The 16,626-nt window shown below is 51.6% G+C and carries 16 protein-coding genes; 10 read left to right on the top strand and 6 right to left on the bottom strand.

The features are described 5' to 3' along the window. Nucleotides 1–765: 765 nt before the first annotated feature. Nucleotides 766–2,583, bottom strand: coding sequence for a glutamine--fructose-6-phosphate transaminase (isomerizing) (glmS, locus tag ACO0LI_RS04105; RefSeq protein WP_422949159.1), 1,818 nt, complete (start codon nucleotides 2,581–2,583; stop codon nucleotides 766–768). 155 nt (nucleotides 2,584–2,738) lie between these two features. On the opposite strand from glmS, the gene ACO0LI_RS04100 reads away from it, so the two are divergent. After that, the gene (locus tag ACO0LI_RS04100; protein ID WP_422949160.1) at nucleotides 2,739–3,209 is read left to right on the top strand and encodes an Lrp/AsnC family transcriptional regulator; all 471 of its coding nucleotides are present in this window, start codon (nucleotides 2,739–2,741) and stop codon (nucleotides 3,207–3,209) included. A gap of 17 nt (nucleotides 3,210–3,226) precedes the next feature. Here the strand turns inward: ACO0LI_RS04100 and ACO0LI_RS04095 are convergent, their stop codons facing one another. The 3 genes from ACO0LI_RS04095 to ACO0LI_RS04085 form a co-directional block, all read right to left on the bottom strand. Then, complete coding sequence (locus ACO0LI_RS04095) at nucleotides 3,227–4,051, bottom strand: substrate-binding periplasmic protein (RefSeq protein ID WP_422949161.1); 825 nt, start codon at nucleotides 4,049–4,051, stop codon at nucleotides 3,227–3,229. A 59-nt stretch (nucleotides 4,052–4,110) separates the two neighbouring features. Further along, a complete protein-coding gene (locus ACO0LI_RS04090) occupies nucleotides 4,111–4,935 on the bottom strand; it encodes a substrate-binding periplasmic protein (RefSeq protein ID WP_422949162.1) in 825 nt (274 codons plus the stop codon). A gap of 80 nt (nucleotides 4,936–5,015) precedes the next feature. Beyond that, complete coding sequence (locus ACO0LI_RS04085) at nucleotides 5,016–5,684, bottom strand: Crp/Fnr family transcriptional regulator (protein WP_422949163.1); 669 nt, start codon at nucleotides 5,682–5,684, stop codon at nucleotides 5,016–5,018. A 128-nt stretch (nucleotides 5,685–5,812) separates the two neighbouring features. Between ACO0LI_RS04085 and ACO0LI_RS04080 the strand changes: the two genes are divergently transcribed. Genes ACO0LI_RS04080 through ACO0LI_RS04070 form a run of 3 tightly spaced genes read left to right on the top strand, consistent with a single transcriptional unit; the run spans nucleotide 5,813 to nucleotide 8,014 of the window. Continuing rightward, complete coding sequence (locus ACO0LI_RS04080; protein ID WP_423031050.1) at nucleotides 5,813–6,403, top strand: HD domain-containing protein; 591 nt, start codon at nucleotides 5,813–5,815, stop codon at nucleotides 6,401–6,403. Nucleotides 6,404–6,443: 40 nt separating this feature from the next. Continuing rightward, a complete protein-coding gene (locus ACO0LI_RS04075) occupies nucleotides 6,444–7,199 on the top strand; it encodes a class II aldolase/adducin family protein (RefSeq protein ID WP_423023583.1) in 756 nt (251 codons plus the stop codon). After that, entirely contained in the window at nucleotides 7,196–8,014 is an 819-nt protein-coding gene (locus ACO0LI_RS04070; protein ID WP_423031048.1) for an SDR family oxidoreductase, read from the top strand. The genes ACO0LI_RS04075 and ACO0LI_RS04070 overlap by 4 nt, the downstream gene beginning before the upstream one ends. 80 nt (nucleotides 8,015–8,094) lie before the next feature. On the opposite strand, the gene ACO0LI_RS04065 is transcribed toward ACO0LI_RS04070, so the two are convergent. Beyond that, nucleotides 8,095–9,144 carry a porin gene (locus tag ACO0LI_RS04065; RefSeq protein WP_423031046.1) on the bottom strand — a complete coding sequence of 350 codons (1,050 nt, stop codon included), beginning with the start codon at nucleotides 9,142–9,144 and terminating at the stop codon, nucleotides 8,095–8,097. 365 nt (nucleotides 9,145–9,509) lie between these two features. Between ACO0LI_RS04065 and ACO0LI_RS04060 the strand changes: the two genes are divergently transcribed. Further along, entirely contained in the window at nucleotides 9,510–10,247 is a 738-nt protein-coding gene (locus ACO0LI_RS04060; protein WP_423031044.1) for a hypothetical protein, read from the top strand. 71 nt (nucleotides 10,248–10,318) lie between these two features. On the opposite strand, the gene glmU is transcribed toward ACO0LI_RS04060, so the two are convergent. After that, complete coding sequence (glmU, locus tag ACO0LI_RS04055; RefSeq protein ID WP_423031042.1) at nucleotides 10,319–11,677, bottom strand: bifunctional UDP-N-acetylglucosamine diphosphorylase/glucosamine-1-phosphate N-acetyltransferase GlmU; 1,359 nt, start codon at nucleotides 11,675–11,677, stop codon at nucleotides 10,319–10,321. Nucleotides 11,678–11,872: 195 nt separating this feature from the next. Between glmU and ACO0LI_RS04050 the strand changes: the two genes are divergently transcribed. From ACO0LI_RS04050 to ACO0LI_RS04030, 5 genes are read left to right on the top strand one after another with little or no spacing between them, the layout of a single operon-like run. Then, complete coding sequence (locus ACO0LI_RS04050) at nucleotides 11,873–12,529, top strand: PepSY-associated TM helix domain-containing protein (protein WP_423031040.1); 657 nt, start codon at nucleotides 11,873–11,875, stop codon at nucleotides 12,527–12,529. A gap of 57 nt (nucleotides 12,530–12,586) precedes the next feature. Further along, nucleotides 12,587–13,105 (top strand): DUF2271 domain-containing protein, encoded by a 519-nt coding sequence (locus ACO0LI_RS04045; RefSeq protein WP_422949171.1) that lies wholly within the window; start codon nucleotides 12,587–12,589, stop codon nucleotides 13,103–13,105. A gap of 19 nt (nucleotides 13,106–13,124) precedes the next feature. Next, nucleotides 13,125–13,934 carry a DUF4198 domain-containing protein gene (locus ACO0LI_RS04040; protein ID WP_423031038.1) on the top strand — a complete coding sequence of 270 codons (810 nt, stop codon included), beginning with the start codon at nucleotides 13,125–13,127 and terminating at the stop codon, nucleotides 13,932–13,934. Between the two features lie 48 nt (nucleotides 13,935–13,982). After that, the gene (locus ACO0LI_RS04035) at nucleotides 13,983–14,999 is read left to right on the top strand and encodes an FAD:protein FMN transferase (protein ID WP_423031036.1); all 1,017 of its coding nucleotides are present in this window, start codon (nucleotides 13,983–13,985) and stop codon (nucleotides 14,997–14,999) included. A gap of 30 nt (nucleotides 15,000–15,029) precedes the next feature. Next, nucleotides 15,030–16,493, top strand: a complete 1,464-nt coding sequence (locus ACO0LI_RS04030; protein ID WP_423031066.1) for a sulfite reductase subunit alpha — start codon at nucleotides 15,030–15,032, stop codon at nucleotides 16,491–16,493. The last annotated feature ends 133 nt before the right edge of the window (nucleotides 16,494–16,626 follow it).

The raw sequence follows: 16,626 nt of genomic DNA, 5'->3' as shown, positions 1-16,626 counted from the left end.
AAACTTTGATACTCTTTCATCTTGAAACTCCTTCTTTTGGTAGAGATAGAAGTTTCAAACCGACCGCCGTATAGGTCAAACCTTGAGGAGTCCCCCGGCAGAGCCGGGGGATTACCTTATTTATTTAGCTCAGTGACGAACGTGGTTGATTTTGCTATAGATTACATGGCCGCAATCCTTAAATTACCACGATTTCATGTTGGCTTACGGTCATTAGTTTACTGGGAGATGCGGCTTTGGTTGCCATATTCCATTGAATTTGTGACGCCAACCAAACAAATTCTTGTAAATCGCCATTACAAGCCAGTTGGAATGGATACAAGAGAGCATATCGTTTATGAGAAATTCGAGTCTTTTCATACGAATTTAAGCTCTGATCAGATTAAGACCTTTAGTGACGACGACTATGGTCAAGGTTATCTTTATGGGCCCAGCCCATGGAGTTCTCGCAAGCATGCGGAATTATATCTAAATCACTTGAAGACATTGAGACTAGTACTGCATTGAGTACAATGCACGTTACAGCCTTTTCCAAGGCTGTAACCTGAATGCGAGCGATAATTGTTTTACATGTCCTGAGAGTGATGTTCAAGCTTAACATTCTCAGGGCACCTAAAAATTGCTAAAGAACTTTATTATTTGTGAATATCGTAAAATTCAGCCTGTAATCGGCAGGCTACTTCCGACATGTCTTTTTTAGGACGAGTGTCGCAACTGAGTTTTCGACCAACTTTATTTGCTCTAGTCAAAAAACAAAGCCCGGCCCTATTCTACCGTGACGCTCTTGGCCAAATTCCTTGGCTTATCAACATCAGTACCCCGCGCCAATGCCGTGTGATACGCCAGCAGTTGCAGTGGTACCACGTGCAGTATTGGTGACAGTTGGCCGTAGTGTTCTGGCAGGCGGATGACGTGTACGCCTTCGCTGGAGGTGATGCGGGAGTCGGCGTCGGCGAAGACGTAGAGTTCGCCACCGCGGGCGCGGACTTCCTGCATGTTGGATTTGAGTTTTTCTATCAGGGTGTCGTTGGGGGCGACTGTCACTACCGGCATTTCCTTGGTGACCAGGGCCAGGGGGCCGTGTTTGAGTTCACCTGCGGGGTAGGCTTCGGCGTGGATGTAGGAAATCTCTTTGAGTTTTAATGCGCCTTCGAGGGCGATGGGGTAATGCAGGCCACGGCCGAGAAAGAGTGCGTTTTCTTTGCGGGCAAATTCTTCTGCCCAGGAGATGATTTGTGGTTCCAGTGCCAGCACGGCGCTGATGGCGACGGGCAGGTGGCGCAGGGCGCGTATGTGTTCTGCTTCGTCAGTTCCGCTGAGGCGGCCTTTGCTTTGTGCGAGTGACAGTGCCAGCAGGAAGAGTGCTGCCAGTTGTGTGGTGAAAGCCTTGGTGGATGCAACACCTACTTCTACACCGGCATGGGTGATGTATGACAAGGCGCATTCACGCACCATGGCGCTGGTGGCGACGTTGCAGACGGTGAGGGTGTGCAGCATGCCCAGGCTGCGTGCATGTTTCAGCGCGGCCAGGGTGTCTGCGGTCTCACCACTTTGCGATATCGTGACGACGAGTGAATTGGGATTGGGCACACTTTCGCGGTAGCGGTATTCGCTGGCGATTTCTACATTGACGGGGATTTTTGCTATTGCTTCTATCCAGTATTTGGCGGTCAGGCCGGCGTAATAGCTGGTGCCGCAGGCGAGTATCAGGACTGAGTCTATTTGCTTGAAGACTTTGTAGGCACCGTCACCAAACAGTTCGGGCATGATGCTGATGACGCCTTCGAGCGTGTCGGCAATCGCACGTGGTTGCTCGAAGATTTCTTTTTGCATGTAGTGGCGGTATGGGCCCAGCTCTGCTGCGCCGCTGTGGGCGTGCACGGTTTTTACTTCGCGCTGGACGGACTTGCCTTCGCTATCGACTATCCATACTTTTTGCAGTTGCAGATCGACGACATCGCCCTCTTCGAGATAGATGATCTGGTCGGTGGTGCCTGCGAGCGCCATGGCGTCGGATGCGAGGAAGTTTTCACCTTGGCCGACGCCGACGATCAATGGGGAACCCTGACGCGCGCCAACCACGCGGTGTGGTTCGTCGCGGCAGAAGACGGCAATCGCAAATGCACCTGTCAGGCGTTTGATGGCGATTTGCACGGTCTCGAACAAATCACCGCTGTAGAGGTGGTCTATGAGATGGGCGATGACTTCGGTGTCGGTCTGGCTTTCAAACACATAACCAGCCTGTGTCAGTTCTGCGCGCAGTTCTTCATGGTTTTCTATGATGCCGTTGTGCACGAGGGCGATGCGGTCACGCGAGAAATGCGGGTGGGCATTGGATGATGAAGGTGCACCATGCGTGGCCCAGCGGGTGTGGGCAATGCCGGTAAAGCCAGCGAGGCCGGACTGGTCTATCTGCGCCTGCAGGTCTGCCACGCGGGATGTACTGCGTGAGCGTTGCAGGTGACCATCGACATGCAGGGCAACGCCGCATGAGTCATAGCCACGGTATTCAAGCCGCTTCAAGCCTTCCAGCAAGACGGGGGTGATATTGCGTTGAGCAACTGCGCCTACGATACCGCACATAATGACCTCTGATAAAGAATGAATATGTGTTCATGCTAAAGCAGTTAGCTTGACATTTTCTTTCAAAATTTATCTATTATTGAAATTTATAGAACATCAATTTTCAATTTGAACTATTATTTCAATACATAAGAAATTTTGGAATTATCAATCATATGCTGACTATCAATGAGCTGGACGAACTGGATAAACGCATTTTGCAGCAATTGCAAAAAGATGCCTCGCTGACCAATCATGAGCTGGCCTTGCGGGTGCATGCATCTGCGCCGACCTGCCTGCGCCGCGTCAAGCGGCTGACGGATGAAGGCATCATCAGCCGTCAAGTGGCGCTGCTGGATGCCAGCAAACTGGGAGCCGGCCTGACTGCCATCGTCGAAATCACACTCGATCATCAGGCGACTGAGAAGCTGGTGCAATTTGAGCAATTGGTGGCGCAGGAAGGGGCGGTGCAGCAATGTTACCGCGTGTCGCAGGGGCCGGATTTTGTGCTGGTGATACAGGTGGCAGACATGGCGGCTTATCATGCGCTGGCGCACAAGCTGTTTGCGACGCATGCGAATGTGCGTAATGTGCGTAGTTTTTTTTCTATCTTGCGCAGCAAGTTTGAGACTGCTATCGCGCTATAGTTTTTGGGTAAGCCCGTTCAGCGTGGACGTATGCTTTCTTTCAAGACATTCGCCGGGTAATACCGCTGAAATCCTTTCCAGACCATGCCGGACTTGGCGACTTGCTCCAGTAGGTCCTTGAGTGCTGCGGTGTCTTCTGCACCCAGAGATTTTTTGGATATATAGGCTCCGCTGTCCCCCCATGGCAATTCGGGGATAGGCTCGAAACGCAGCTTGTCGAGCATGTCTTGTACGCGTCCATCGTCCATGATGGCACCTGCAAGTATGGAGGGGGCCATGATAGTGATGTCAGCAATACCGGCCTTGAGCAAGCGCGCTACTGAAAGCGGGTCGGTATCAAAATACAAGCGCTTTTGCCTGCTCAGCTCTTTGATCAGGTCCTGGTAGGCAGGACCATAATCAAAGCCACGCACCAGGGCAACTTTGAGGTCTTTTTTATCCAGCAGGTCTTGCACTGAACTGATGACGGGGCGATTGCTTTCCAGGGATATCAGGGTGGCGCGGTTATAGATCATGGGGATGAAGATGCCATGTTCATCGCGCTTGGGAGTGCGGCTGGCGGGGATAAGCAAGTCTGCCCTGCCGGTTTCAAACATCAGTTCCATCCTGGCCCTGGGCACGGCTGCGAGGGCAAATTTACATGCCTCTTTTTCCATGAGACTGCGCAACAGGTCTGGGTATATGCCATCAATTTGCTCGCCGTTGATGATGACGCTGCGACCGGTCGAGGCGACCGGCACATTGATGATGCGTGAACAGGCTGCAAAAATCTGCGGGGCACATGCCAGCAGGGCAGCAAACAATATTATGCGTAATACGGCAATCTGCATCTGAGAACCCATCACTATTCTTCTTGATTATAGCCATTTTGAACATTCAACACCTGCGCCGCCAGACTAGCCTAGCGTGGGCGATTACCTTCTTTTAACACGTCTGGTTTGTAATAGCGTGAAAAAGCTTTCCACACCATGCCTGCACGGGTGGCGCGGTCCATCATCTCTTGTAGGGCGTTACGGTCATCCTGGCTCAGGCTTTTTCTGGACAGGTAGATGCCGCTGTCGCTCCAGTTCAGTTCTGGCAGGGCTTCAAACCTGAGCTTGTCAGCCATGTCCTCTACCCTGGCATCGCCCTGCACTGCACCGGCAAAAATATACGGTGCCATAATGGAGATATCGGCGACCCCGGCCTTGAGGACGCGGGCAGCAGAGACAGTGTCAGCCTCGACAATCAACCTGCCCTGTTTTTGTAATTCTGTGAGGATGGCCTGATAGGCTTCGCCATAATCATAGCCACGCACGATCACTACCTTCAGGTTTTTTTGCTCCAGCAGTTCTTGCTGGCTGTGGATGGCGGGCCGCGCAGACTGCAAGGAAATCAACGTGGCGCGTGTGTAAATGAGGGGAATAAAAATACCATGCTCATCGCGTCTGGCGGTGCGGATGGCGGGGAACAGGACGTCTGCCTGGCCGTTCTCAAACATCAGTTCAAGGCGGGCACGGGGTACGGCTAAAAAATGAAACTGGCAAGTCTCTCTGGACGAGATGCTACGAAAAATATCAGGATAAATGCCGCTGACGCTATCGCCGTTGACAATCACACTAAAACCCAGTGGAGCCACGGGTGCATTGATGACGCGTGAACAAGCCGCCTGAGCCTGCCAGGAAAAATGGCTCAGGAATAACATCAGGACAACACGCATGGCGTGGCACTTTGTCAGCATATTCATCAAGATTCACCTTGAACATGAACCTGTACACGATAGATCATTATGATGCTTGACGGCAAGCAAGATTGCAGTCAAGAAAGTCACTCTTTGTCACATAAAGCTTCGAGCTTGCTTTCTGACAGGATTTCTATCTTGCCATAAGCAAGCCTGATCAAACCATGCTGTCTGAAAAAACTTAATTCTTTCGACAGAGTCTGGCGTGTCATGCCCAGCATCATGGCCAGTGCTTCTTGTGTTACTGGCACGATGGCATGTCCATCCTCCTGACGGCTGGCGACTTCTGCCAGCAACAGCAGACGGCGTGCCACTCTGGCGCGTACTGAGCGCAGGCTGGCATCTTCAACTATGCCATACAGCAAGCGTATGCGTCTTGCCAGCATGCGGGCAATTGCGGCAGCAAAGGAATTGCGCTGCATGAGGCTGCGGAAAACTTGTGGATCAAGCACCAGCAACTCGACCTCGGTCAGTGCGGTGGCATCATGGGTACGCGGCTGGTCATCAATCAGAGAGATTTCACCGAACCAGGTGGCTGCTTCCAGAAAAATAAGAATGGCTTCACGCCCTTCTGCGCTAAGAGTAGACATCTTGACGCTGCCACTGAGCAGAGCATAAAAACCATGGGGTTCATCGCCTTGTCGAAACAACATTTCACCGGGCCGCAAGCGCAAATGTTCACATGCGGCTAACATGGTCTTGCGGTCTGCTAACGGCAAGCTGGCGAACCAGGAGTCGGCCAGCAGGATAGCCATTGAATTTGCTTGTGACACCATAAAGGATGCTCGCGTGATCAGATATGGTCAATTGTAAAAGATTTGACAGTTTAAGGTGAAACACGCGTAGTAAGGTACAGGAATGCAAAACTTCAGGGAGTAGCTAAATGCAACATCGTGCGCAATTTGTCCGCATGGAGGACAGTACCCAGCAAGACTGGCAATTGATCGGCGGTGAGTTCAAGGAGTTTGCCAAGGCTTTGCCAGACCGCGTCATGAAACACTTGCGCCTGCTTGAAGGGGATTATGGCGGCTTCCCGATAGATCGCTTCACCCATTCGCTGCAAACCGCCACACGTGCGCTGCGCGATGGCCGTGATGATGAATATGTGTGCTGCGCCTTGTTGCATGACATAGGTGACACACTGGGCTCATTCAATCACCCGGATATTGCGGCTGCCATTTTGAAGCCTTTTGTCAGTGAGGAGAACCTGTGGATGGTGCAACATCATGGCATATTCCAGGGCAATTATTTTTTCCACCACATAGGCATGGACAGGGATATGCGCGAGCAATTCCGGGCACACCCGCATTTTGAACGCACGGCAGAATTTTGCGCGCTGTACGACAACCCGTCTTTTGATGCGCATGCAGAAACTTTCCCGCTGGTGGAATTTGAACCCATGCTGACCAAGCTGTTCAGCCAGCCGCGCAATACCATCTATAAAGCTGCTGTCAGCGCCAACAACGACAAGTAATCACAAACCCGAGTCACAAAAAAACAACACCGGAGACATTATGCATATCCCCTCAGTCAAAGATCAAGTCAGCGCAGAAGAATGGCAAGTACGCGTCGACCTGGCCGCCTGTTACCGCCTTGTCGCATTGTATGGCTGGAGCGACTTGGTATTTACCCATATCAGTGCACGCATACCTGGGCCTGAGCATCATTTCCTCATCAACCCCTATGGTTTGATGTTTGATGAAATCACGGCGTCCTCTCTGGTCAAGGTCGATCAGCAGTGCAACAAGGTGATTGATTCACCGTTTCCGGTGAATCCGGCTGGCTTTGTCATTCATAGTGCAGTACATGCCGCAAGGGAAGATGTGCAATGTGTTTTGCATACGCATACACGTGCCGGTGTTGCTGTCAGCGCACAAAAATGTGGGGTGCTGCCGCTGTCGCAGCAATCGACTTTTGTGCTGGCTTCGCTGGCTTATCATGATTATGAGGGCGTTGCATTCAGGGAAGATGAAAAGCCGCGCTTGCAAGCTGACATGGGACAGGCTAACTTCCTGATGTTGCGCAATCATGGCTTATTGACAGCAGGCAAGTCGATCGCCGATGCCTTCCTGTCGATGTATACCTTTGAAGCAACTTGCCAGATACAGCTGGCAGCGCAGGCTGGGGGTGAGTTGGTGCATGTGAACCCGCTTATCGTCAAAGGGGTGGCAGAGGCCATGCGCGTACAGACTGGTGGTTTGGGTGGCGCCTTTGTCTGGCCTTCCCTGATACGCAAACTTGACCGAACGGATGAAAGCTACAAACTATGAAGGCAAAGCACAAGGTCGTTGTCATTACTGGCAGTTCAGATGGGATAGGGGCAGAAATCGCGCGTCAACTGGCTAAAAAATATGGCCCCAGCCTGGCATTGGTGCTGGCGGCGCGCAATGAAGAAGCACTCAAGAAAGTGGCAGCAGAATGCAAGGCCTTTGGTGCTGTGTCACACGTAGTAAAAACCGATGTCGGCATGGAAGCCAATTGCCGTCACTTGATAGAAGCAGCAGTGGAACAGTTTGGCAGTATCGATGTGCTCATCAATAATGCGGGTAAATCTGCCCAGGCCCTGCTCGAAGAAGTGGATAACCTGGGCTGGTACCAGGAGCTCATGCGTATCAATTTCTGGGGCAGTGTCTGGTGCACGCATGCAGCACTGCCCCATCTCAAACGATCACGCGGCACTATCGTCGCGGTATCTTCCCTGGCTGGCCTGATCGGTGTACCGGGACGCACCGCGTACAGCGCGAGCAAGTTTGCCATGGGCGGTTTTTTTGAGAGCCTGCGTTCAGAACTGAAAGAGGCTGGCGTCAGGGTGACTGTGGCCTACCCTGGCGTAGTGGCGACCCAGATACGCTATCACGGTTATAACGCGGCTGGAGAAGCAGCGGGCAAGAGTGGCTTGAAAGAAGATGATGCGATGTCGATAGAAGAATGTGCATCGCTGATCATACGTGGCTATGAACGTGGTGACCGTGACGTCGTCATGAGCTTCAAGGGCAAGCTGGGACGCTGGCTGAAACTGATCGCACCTGGTCTGGTCGAAAAGATGGCAATGGCGGCTTTGAAGAAAGACGTCAGGCCGCATTGAAGCAACCACATCGAAACACAAAAGCCCTGAACTGTATGACAGCTCAGGGCTTTTGGTTTTTACAGCATCACGCGATACGATTAAAAGCGGTGCTGGATACCAACAGTTGCGGATGTCTGATTCGTCGCGAAACCTGCATCATCACGAGAGACGCCAGTCAGCTTGTTATTGCTGGCCTTGGCATAGCCGGTGGCGACATAGATGTCAGTGCGTTTTGACAGCGCATATCTGGCGCGCAGCACCAGCAAACCCGGGTCAGCATCTGCGCCTGGCGCGACATTCTTGATGTCTTGATAGTAGTAGATACCGGTCAAAGTCCATGCAGGTGCGATCGCATAATTGGCACCCAGCCACAGTGTGTCACTGCGCTGGTCTGCTGCACCTGTTGCCAGGGTTTTCTTGAAGTTGCGGTAACCGGCAAACAGCTTGACGTCACCCAGTTCGTAAGAGCCAGCCAGATGCAAGACCTTGGCCTGGTCGTAAGAACCATTGGCTATCGGTGCGCTATTGTTTTGCTCATAGGTGATAACGGCAGCCCATGGCCCGTCGAATGCGCTGGCAGCAACAATGTATTTGGCATTGCCTGAAGTATTGCCTGCCACTTCACCAAAGCCATAGGTCGCACCAAGTTTGTAACCTTTACCGTCATACTGATATTTAACCAGATTGGAAATGGTGGTCAGCATGCCGTCTTTGCGGTTGCCAGTGGCACCAGCAGATGTTGCCCAGGAATATTGCGGCGCATAACCCATAGGGTCAAATGGCAAAATGAAATCATAGGTAGTGCTGTAAGAGCGGCCTGCAACGATGCGGCCAAAATCACCTTGCAGGCCGACATTGGCCTGACGGCCAAAGATGTCACCATCAGAAGCACCGGTGTCGAGCAGGATACCGCCTTCGAGTTGCATGATGGCTTTCAAACCGCCGCCCAGGTCTTCACTGCCACGCAGGCCAAAACGAGAGGTATTCATGCCCCCGCTATTGAGTTTGAACTGGCTGCCTTTATTGGCATCTGCATTATTGTTGTAAGTAATGTTGGCATCAATGAGGCCATAAATGGTGACGCTGGTTTGGGCATGCGCTGCTGTTGCCATGCAGGCCAGCGTGGCTGCGCCGAGTAACTTCTTCATCGGTGATCTCCTGTAGATTTTTTGTTGTGCAGACAACATGCGTGTCATGTAGTCAGGTCACATGCTAAGGAGTACAAGCTTTCAGTTGCCTTTCTAAGCCCGGTTCACTTATCAAACCGGCATCATACTGTTGTGAAATTGCCTCCCGGTGCACTCTTCGCAACTCTCATACACCATAGGCAGAAATTTTCTGTTTTGCCAGAACTCATTTCACGCCAGTTTTTTCAGGCTTCACACCAGATTCCTGCCACTGATCTCATACCGGTGGTGACTTGCGCGACCAGCCCTTAATCTGACATTGCCGTACCGAACAACAAACAAGCACACAGCTTATTAACTTACTGAATAACTTACTGGAGTCCATCATGAAAAACCTCTTTACTACAACTACCATCAAAACTCTTTTGCTTACCGCCGGCATCGCCACCCTGACGGCCAGCAATGCCATGGCTTTCTCGGAAACTGAATTCAAAACTGCCGTCAAACAACTGGTCAGTACACCGACCATCAGCCAGGAACAATATGTCGCCAATACTGTTACTGCATGGTTGAATCAGGATTACATCAACTCACTCGCCCAGGCTGAAATAGATGCCAGCAGAACAGAGAATTTACAAGCAGCAAACACCTTCAACAATTTGCTGAAACAAGAACCAGGCAATCCTTTGCTGATGTCTTATGCCGGTGCAGCAACTGCCAAGTCTTCACTCGACAAATTCGCCAAAGGTGAAAAAACTACGGCACTGGAAGATGGCACGGCGATGGTAGAACAGGCTTTGCAACTGGCTGACAATAGCCCCGCCATGCATGGCAGCGTGCCTGTGGCACTGGAAGTACGTTTTGTCGCTGCCAGCACTTATCTGGCCGTACCAAAAATAATGAACCGCCACGACAAGGGTGAGCAATTGCTGAAAGATATTATTGATGCCCTGCAGTTTGCCCAGACTGATATAAATTTCCGTGGTGCGGTGTGGATGCGTGCGGCGACTTTGGCAGCAGAGAAAAACCATGCAGATGAAGCAAAAAAATACTTGAACGAAATAGTCAAAAACAATGCGCCGCAAGCCCAGAAAGCTGCGCAGTTATTGCAAACATTGTCCTGATTTTTGATGTGTATTACTGTGTAGCGGCCAGCCGAGATAATTGACACAGCTGACCGCTACACCATGAATGTTTACTTCTTGATTTTGACTGGCCGTTGCCAGCCATCTATCGTGATTTGTTTTGCGCGTGAGACGGTGAGCTTGCCTTCCGGTGCATCCTTGGTCAGTGTGGTACCTGCGCCCAAAGTCGCGCCCCTGCCTACCCGCACTGGTGCCACCAGTTGTGTATCACTGCCGATAAAGGCATCGTCCTCGATGATGGTACGCGATTTGTTCACACCGTCATAATTGCAGGTGATCGTGCCGGCACCAATATTGACGCGGCTGCCTATAGTGGCGTCACCAATATAAGCCAGGTGATTGGCCTTGCTGTGTGCGGCGATCTGGCTATTTTTTATTTCAACAAAATTACCGATGTGCACATCCTCTGCCAGCTCTGTACCCGGGCGTAATCTTGCATAAGGGCCTATCTGTGATTTGGCACCGACGATGGCATCTTCAATGTGACAAAAGGCCTTGATCACACTGCCTGCCGCAATGCGCGCATTATTGATGACGCAGTTCGGGCCTATCGTGACGCCATCTCCGAGTTGCACGTCACCGATAAAGACGCAGCCTACATCAATCGATACATCACGCCCGCATTGCAGGCTGCCGCGTACGTCGATGCGCGCCGGGTCGTACAAGCCCACACCTTGTTCCAGTAATTTGAGAGCGATATTTTTTTGATGCGTGCGTTCGAGCTCGGCCAGTTGTACCTTGCTGTTGACACCCAGGGTTTCCCAGACAGCATCGGGCTGGGCCGAGACAACTTCCACGCCATCGGCCACTGCCTGGGCGACGATGTCGGTCAGATAATATTCGCCCTGTGCATTCTTGTTGGATAAATTGCCCAGCCATTTTTGCAGGTGAGCAGTTGGTATGGACATGATGCCGGTATTGGTTTCTGTGATCTGACGCTCAGCCTCATTCGCATCTTTTTGTTCGACGATGCGTTTGATGATGCCATCTTCCCTGACGATGCGGCCAAGACCAGTGGGGTCTGCCATGTCCACCGTCAATATACCGAGCTTGTCTTTACCCGCAACCGCAATCAGGCGTGTCAGGCTGGCTTGCGTTGTCAGTGGCACATCGCCGTACAAGACCAGCGTGGGTTGATTGATATTCAGCACAGGCAAAGCCTGGGCGACGGCGTGGCCTGTACCCAGTTGCGGCTCTTGTAGTGCAAAGCGCAAATCTTCCGCGGCAACGGTTGTTGGTACTTGTTCACCACCATGGCCATAGATCACGCAGATAGTGCTGGCCTGCAGTTGCCGCGCCGTGGTGATCACATGGTTCAGTAAAGGCTTGCCTGCCAGCGCATGTAAAACCTTGGGCAGGGAAGACTGCATGCGTTTGCCCATGCCTGCAGCAAGAATGACGACGTTCATAATGGGTGAATATAAGTTGAAATCCTCAAAAGTTTATCACGTGCGGCTTTGCTGAATTGTATGAAAGTCTTAGCAAAGACTCATCAAAGACTTGTCAAATTGTTTATCGCTCTCTATACAGGAAACAAAAATGTACAATTCCCAGTGCTTTTCCGGCACGACTCCATGTACAATTGAGAATAGTTATCATTTAGAATGAACAAGAATAAATTCATGCAAGCAGGTACGGACAATTTATCGCAACAACAAAGCCGGGCTTTCTGGTTGCGCCATTTACATCAATGGCACTGGATCAGTTCAGCACTTTGTCTGATTGCGATGATCCTGTTTGCCGCGACAGGCATCACCCTGAATCATTCGGCCCAGATAGAAGCGCATCCTGTGGTTAGCAAGAAAGAAGGCAAGCTGCCATTTGCCTTGTTGTCGCAGTTGAATGCTTTGAAAAATATCGATGATGCCGCCATACCCCGCGATGTCAGTGAATGGCTGGCACAGGATATGGGAGTAAAACTGGGTGACCAGGCACCGGAATGGTCACCGGAAGAAGTCTATATAGGCTTGCCCCGACCCGGTGGCGATGCCTGGTTGCGCATAGAACTGGACAATGGGGAAGTGGAATATGAGCTGACCAGCCGTGGCTGGATTGCCTATTTCAATGACTTGCATAAAGGCCGTAATACCGGCACAGCATGGAACTGGTTTATCGATGCCTTTGCCGTGGTCTGCCTGATTTTTTGTGTGACTGGTCTGTTCCTGCTGAAGATGCATGCAGGCAAACGGCCAAGTACCTGGCCGGTGGTGGTGTTTGGACTTGTGCTGCCTCTGATACTTGCCCTGATGTTTATCCATTAATTATCTAAAACCGTTCATTCTTTGTTCTTACTTTGTTCTCAATAAGGTTGTCTATCCATGCGTAAATTGCTCCCGTTTGCCATCACCAGTCTGCTGGGCGTCCCGGCCATGAATGCTGTCGCGGCTGACCTGACTTTGAAAGTCGAAGTACCGCGTCTGAATGTGGCTGAATATCACAAGCCCTATGTTGCCATCTGGCTGGAAAAACCAGACCAGACATTTGCTGGCAACCTGGCTGTCTGGTATGACTTGAAGAAAAAGGACAATGAAGGTACGAAGTGGCTCAAGGACATGCGCCAGTGGTGGCGTCGTAGTGGCCGTGAATTACAAATGCCGGTCGAAGGCGTCAGTGGTGCTACCCGTACTACCGGTGAACAAACCCTGAGTTTTGCGGGTGACAAAGGTATATTGGCGAAACTGCCAGCAGGTGACTATCAGCTTATCGTTGAAGCTGCACGTGAAGGCGGTGGCCGTGAAGTGGTTAAAGTACCGTTCCAGTGGCAAGCCAAAGGCGAGCAAAACCTCAAAGCCCAGGGCAGCCATGAGCTGGGAACTATTGCTGTGACGATCAAATAAGACTGGCTCAAGGATAATCATGAAAAATTTTAAAAAAATCGCTCTGTTCTCGGCACTGGCTTGCGCAGCATTCACGGCGCAGGCGCACCGCGCCTTCCTGGTACCGTCCTCAACTGTGGTGGCAGGCAATACCCCATGGGTGACCGTCGATGCAGCTGCTGCTACCGATGTGTTTGTGTTTGATCACAATGCGCTGAAACTTGATAATCTGTTTATCACAGCACCAGACGGCACTGCGCTGAAACCGGAAAATGCCAATACCGGCAAATACCGCAGCAGTTTCGATGTCAAGCTCAGCCAGATTGGCAGCTATAAAATTGGTCTGTTGAATGAAGGCCTGTTCGCCAGTTACAAGGAAGAAGGCAAGGTCAAGCGCTGGCGCGGTACGGCAGAAACTTTTGCCAAAGAAGTGCCAGCCAATGCAGAAGAACTGCAAGTCACACAACGCAGTGGCCGCGTTGAAACCTTCGTCACGAATGGCAAACCCGGCGGTAAAGCGATGGAAATTACCGGCAGCGGCCTGGAACTTAGTGGTGCCACTCACCCGAATGATCTGGTCGCCGGTGAAACAGCACAATTCCGCCTGACCCTGGATGGCAAACCGGCAGCCAAGGTTAGTGTCACCCTGATAGCTGGTGGCGTACGTTACCGTCAGAAGCTTGATGAAAAAACTTTCGTCACTGATAGCGATGGCAAGTTCAGCGTGACCTGGGCAAATGCAGGCCTGTACTGGATGGAAGCAGAAATCAAGGACGACAAGCAAGTCAAGGCCCCGGCCAAATCCAGGATAGCCAGCTATGTAGCCACACTGGAAGTGTTGCCGCAATAATAGTCATCAATACTAAGCAATAATACTAAGTAATACATACTGAGCAATATGCGTCGTGTTTTTATACCGCTGGATGTGGCGGAACCGCAAATCCCGCCTGCCCATGCGATCAGCCATACACTCAGTGGGCTGAGCATGGGCACCAGCTGGACTGTGCAGCTACTCTGCCTGCCAGCCCACGATGTGCACGAATTGCAGGCGGGTATAGAAGCCGAGCTGAACCAGGTCGTCATGCAGATGAGTACCTGGGACACAGCGTCACATCTATGCGAGTTCAATCGCACAGCGGCCAATGACTGGCAATCCTTGCCAGCAGAATTTTTCAAGCTGGTCGATTACAGTTTGTATCTTTCCCAGCAAACAGCCGGAGCTTACGACATTACCGCAGGCAAGCTGGTTGATCTGTGGGGCTTTGGTCCTGCGGGCAAACGCGAAGACGTTCCCTCACAAACCGAGATCGACCTTGCCCTGAGCTGTGGCAACTGGAAATCACTGGAGTTGGATCACCTGAACCAGCGCATACGCCAGACTGGCACGGGCACCAGCAGCGTTGCGCTGGACTTATCCTCAATTGCCAAGGGCTTTGCGCTGGACCAGATTGCCCGTTATCTCGATGCGAATAAAATCAGCAGTTACCTGATAGAACTCGGTGGAGAATTACGCGGACTCGGCATGAAAAAAGACCAGTCACCCTGGTGGGTCAGGATAGAAAGCCCTGCAGAAAATACAAAAAAACTGGACAAGGAATATCTGGTCGCCCTGCATGGCCTGTCGATTGCGACTTCTGGCGATTACCGCCAGTATTTTGAACAGGATGGCCGCCGCTATGCGCATACGCTTGATCCGCGCACTGGTTATCCGGTAGAGAATGATCTTGCCTCGGTCACGGTGCTGCACCCTGAATGCATGGTGGCAGATGCCATGGCTACTGCGCTGACGGTGCTGGGTTGCGCTGCCGGTCTGGAGTATGCCGAACAACATCAGATCGCGGCCCTGTTCCTGCAAAGAACCGCGTCTGGTTTTGAAGAAAAAATGAGCAAGGCCTTGCGTGCCATGCTGGATTAATCGCGTATGCGCCTGCCCTCTTTAAGCTGGATGAACCGTATCTGCCTGGCCTTGACGCTCTTGTGCCTGGCCAGCTTTTTTCTTCCTTCTCCAGCACAAAAACAATACAGCACTGCACTGGTCGCTATCAGCTACCTGAGTTTTTGTCTGCAAACCCTGCGCAGGCATAAAGATGAACTGGCCACACAACACCATGGTTTTGGTGCTGAACCAAATCAGGCAAATGCACAGAACGTCCTGATCGCCTATGCGAGCCAGACTGGTTTTGCAGAACAAATCGCCGTCAAGACTGCACAGCATTTGCAGGATGCCGGTATGAGTGTTGCTGTGAGCAGCCTGGCCGCTATCAAGGCAGAAACTTTAAGCAAGACCAGCCGCATTTTATTCATACTCAGCACTACTGGCGAAGGTGATGCGCCTGACAATGCAGCGTCATTCACACGTCTGCTCATGAGCCAGAAAATCGATTTATCGCATTTGCATTTCGCCGTACTGGCACTCGGTGACAGGCATTATCAGCAATTCTGCGCATTTGCCCACAGGGTAGATCTGTGGCTCAAGCACCAGCACGCACATAGCCTGTTTGACATGATAGAAGTCGATAATGGCGATGAAGCAGCCTTGCGACACTGGCAGCATTATCTGGGCTTGCTCAGCGGCCATACAGAAATGGCTGACTGGAGCAAACCGGCTTATCAGGAATGGATACTGACTGAGAGAGAATTGCTCAATCCTGGCAGCCTCGGTGGGCCCGCTTACCGCATCGCCTGTGTTCCAGAGCAAGACGCAGGTAGCGGTGAATATATCTGGCAGGCCGGTGATATCGCAGAAATTGGCCCTGACTATCCGCCCCAGACAGCGAATGAAAATACCTCTGAAGAACGCCCTGCCCTGCCACATCGTGAATATTCGATTTCTTCCCTGCCTGCCGATGGCAAGCTGGAATTGCTGGTGCGGCAAATGCGCCGCCCGGATGGCAGCCTGGGCATAGGTTCGGGCTGGCTGACAGCCCATGCAGAAATAGGACAAAGCATCAAACTGCGCATACGCGAAAACCGTAACTTCCACACGCCATCGCAAGACCATCCCCTGATACTGATAGGCAACGGCACAGGCCTGGCAGGCTTGCGTGCCCATATCAAAGCGCGCGCTGCCCGTGGTCATTTACGCAACTGGTTGTTTTTTGGTGAAAGAAACGAGGCGCATGATTTTTTCCATAGTCAGGAAATACAGGACTGGCAAGCCAGTGGTGTGCTTAACAAACTGAACCTGTGCTTTTCCCGCGACCAGGCCCAACGCCGGTATGTACAGCATACCTTGCAAGAGCAACAGGCAGACATAGTGGCATGGGTAGAAGAGGGCGCAGCCATTCTGGTGTGCGGTAGCCTGCAAGGAATGGCAGAAGATGTGCACCAGACCTTGAGTAATATGCTGGGTCTGGATAAACTGGAACAGATGGCTGAGTCGGGATTGTACAAACGGGATGTCTATTAACAGCTGGACATGCTTGTTTGCGCAGACCGCCAGCGCCAGAAAATGAACCGTCAATGCCGCCGTTCAATTTTGCAACACTTGTTGCAAATCCCTACATGAAATACGTGTCTTTTTACATAGACATTGTTGTACG

Source organism: Undibacterium sp. Tian12W (assembly GCF_049339405.1).
Taxonomy (GTDB): Bacteria; Pseudomonadota; Gammaproteobacteria; order Burkholderiales; family Burkholderiaceae_D; genus Undibacterium.
Note: the sequence above shows the minus strand (reverse complement) of the source record. Positions and strands in the feature narration are given on the sequence as shown.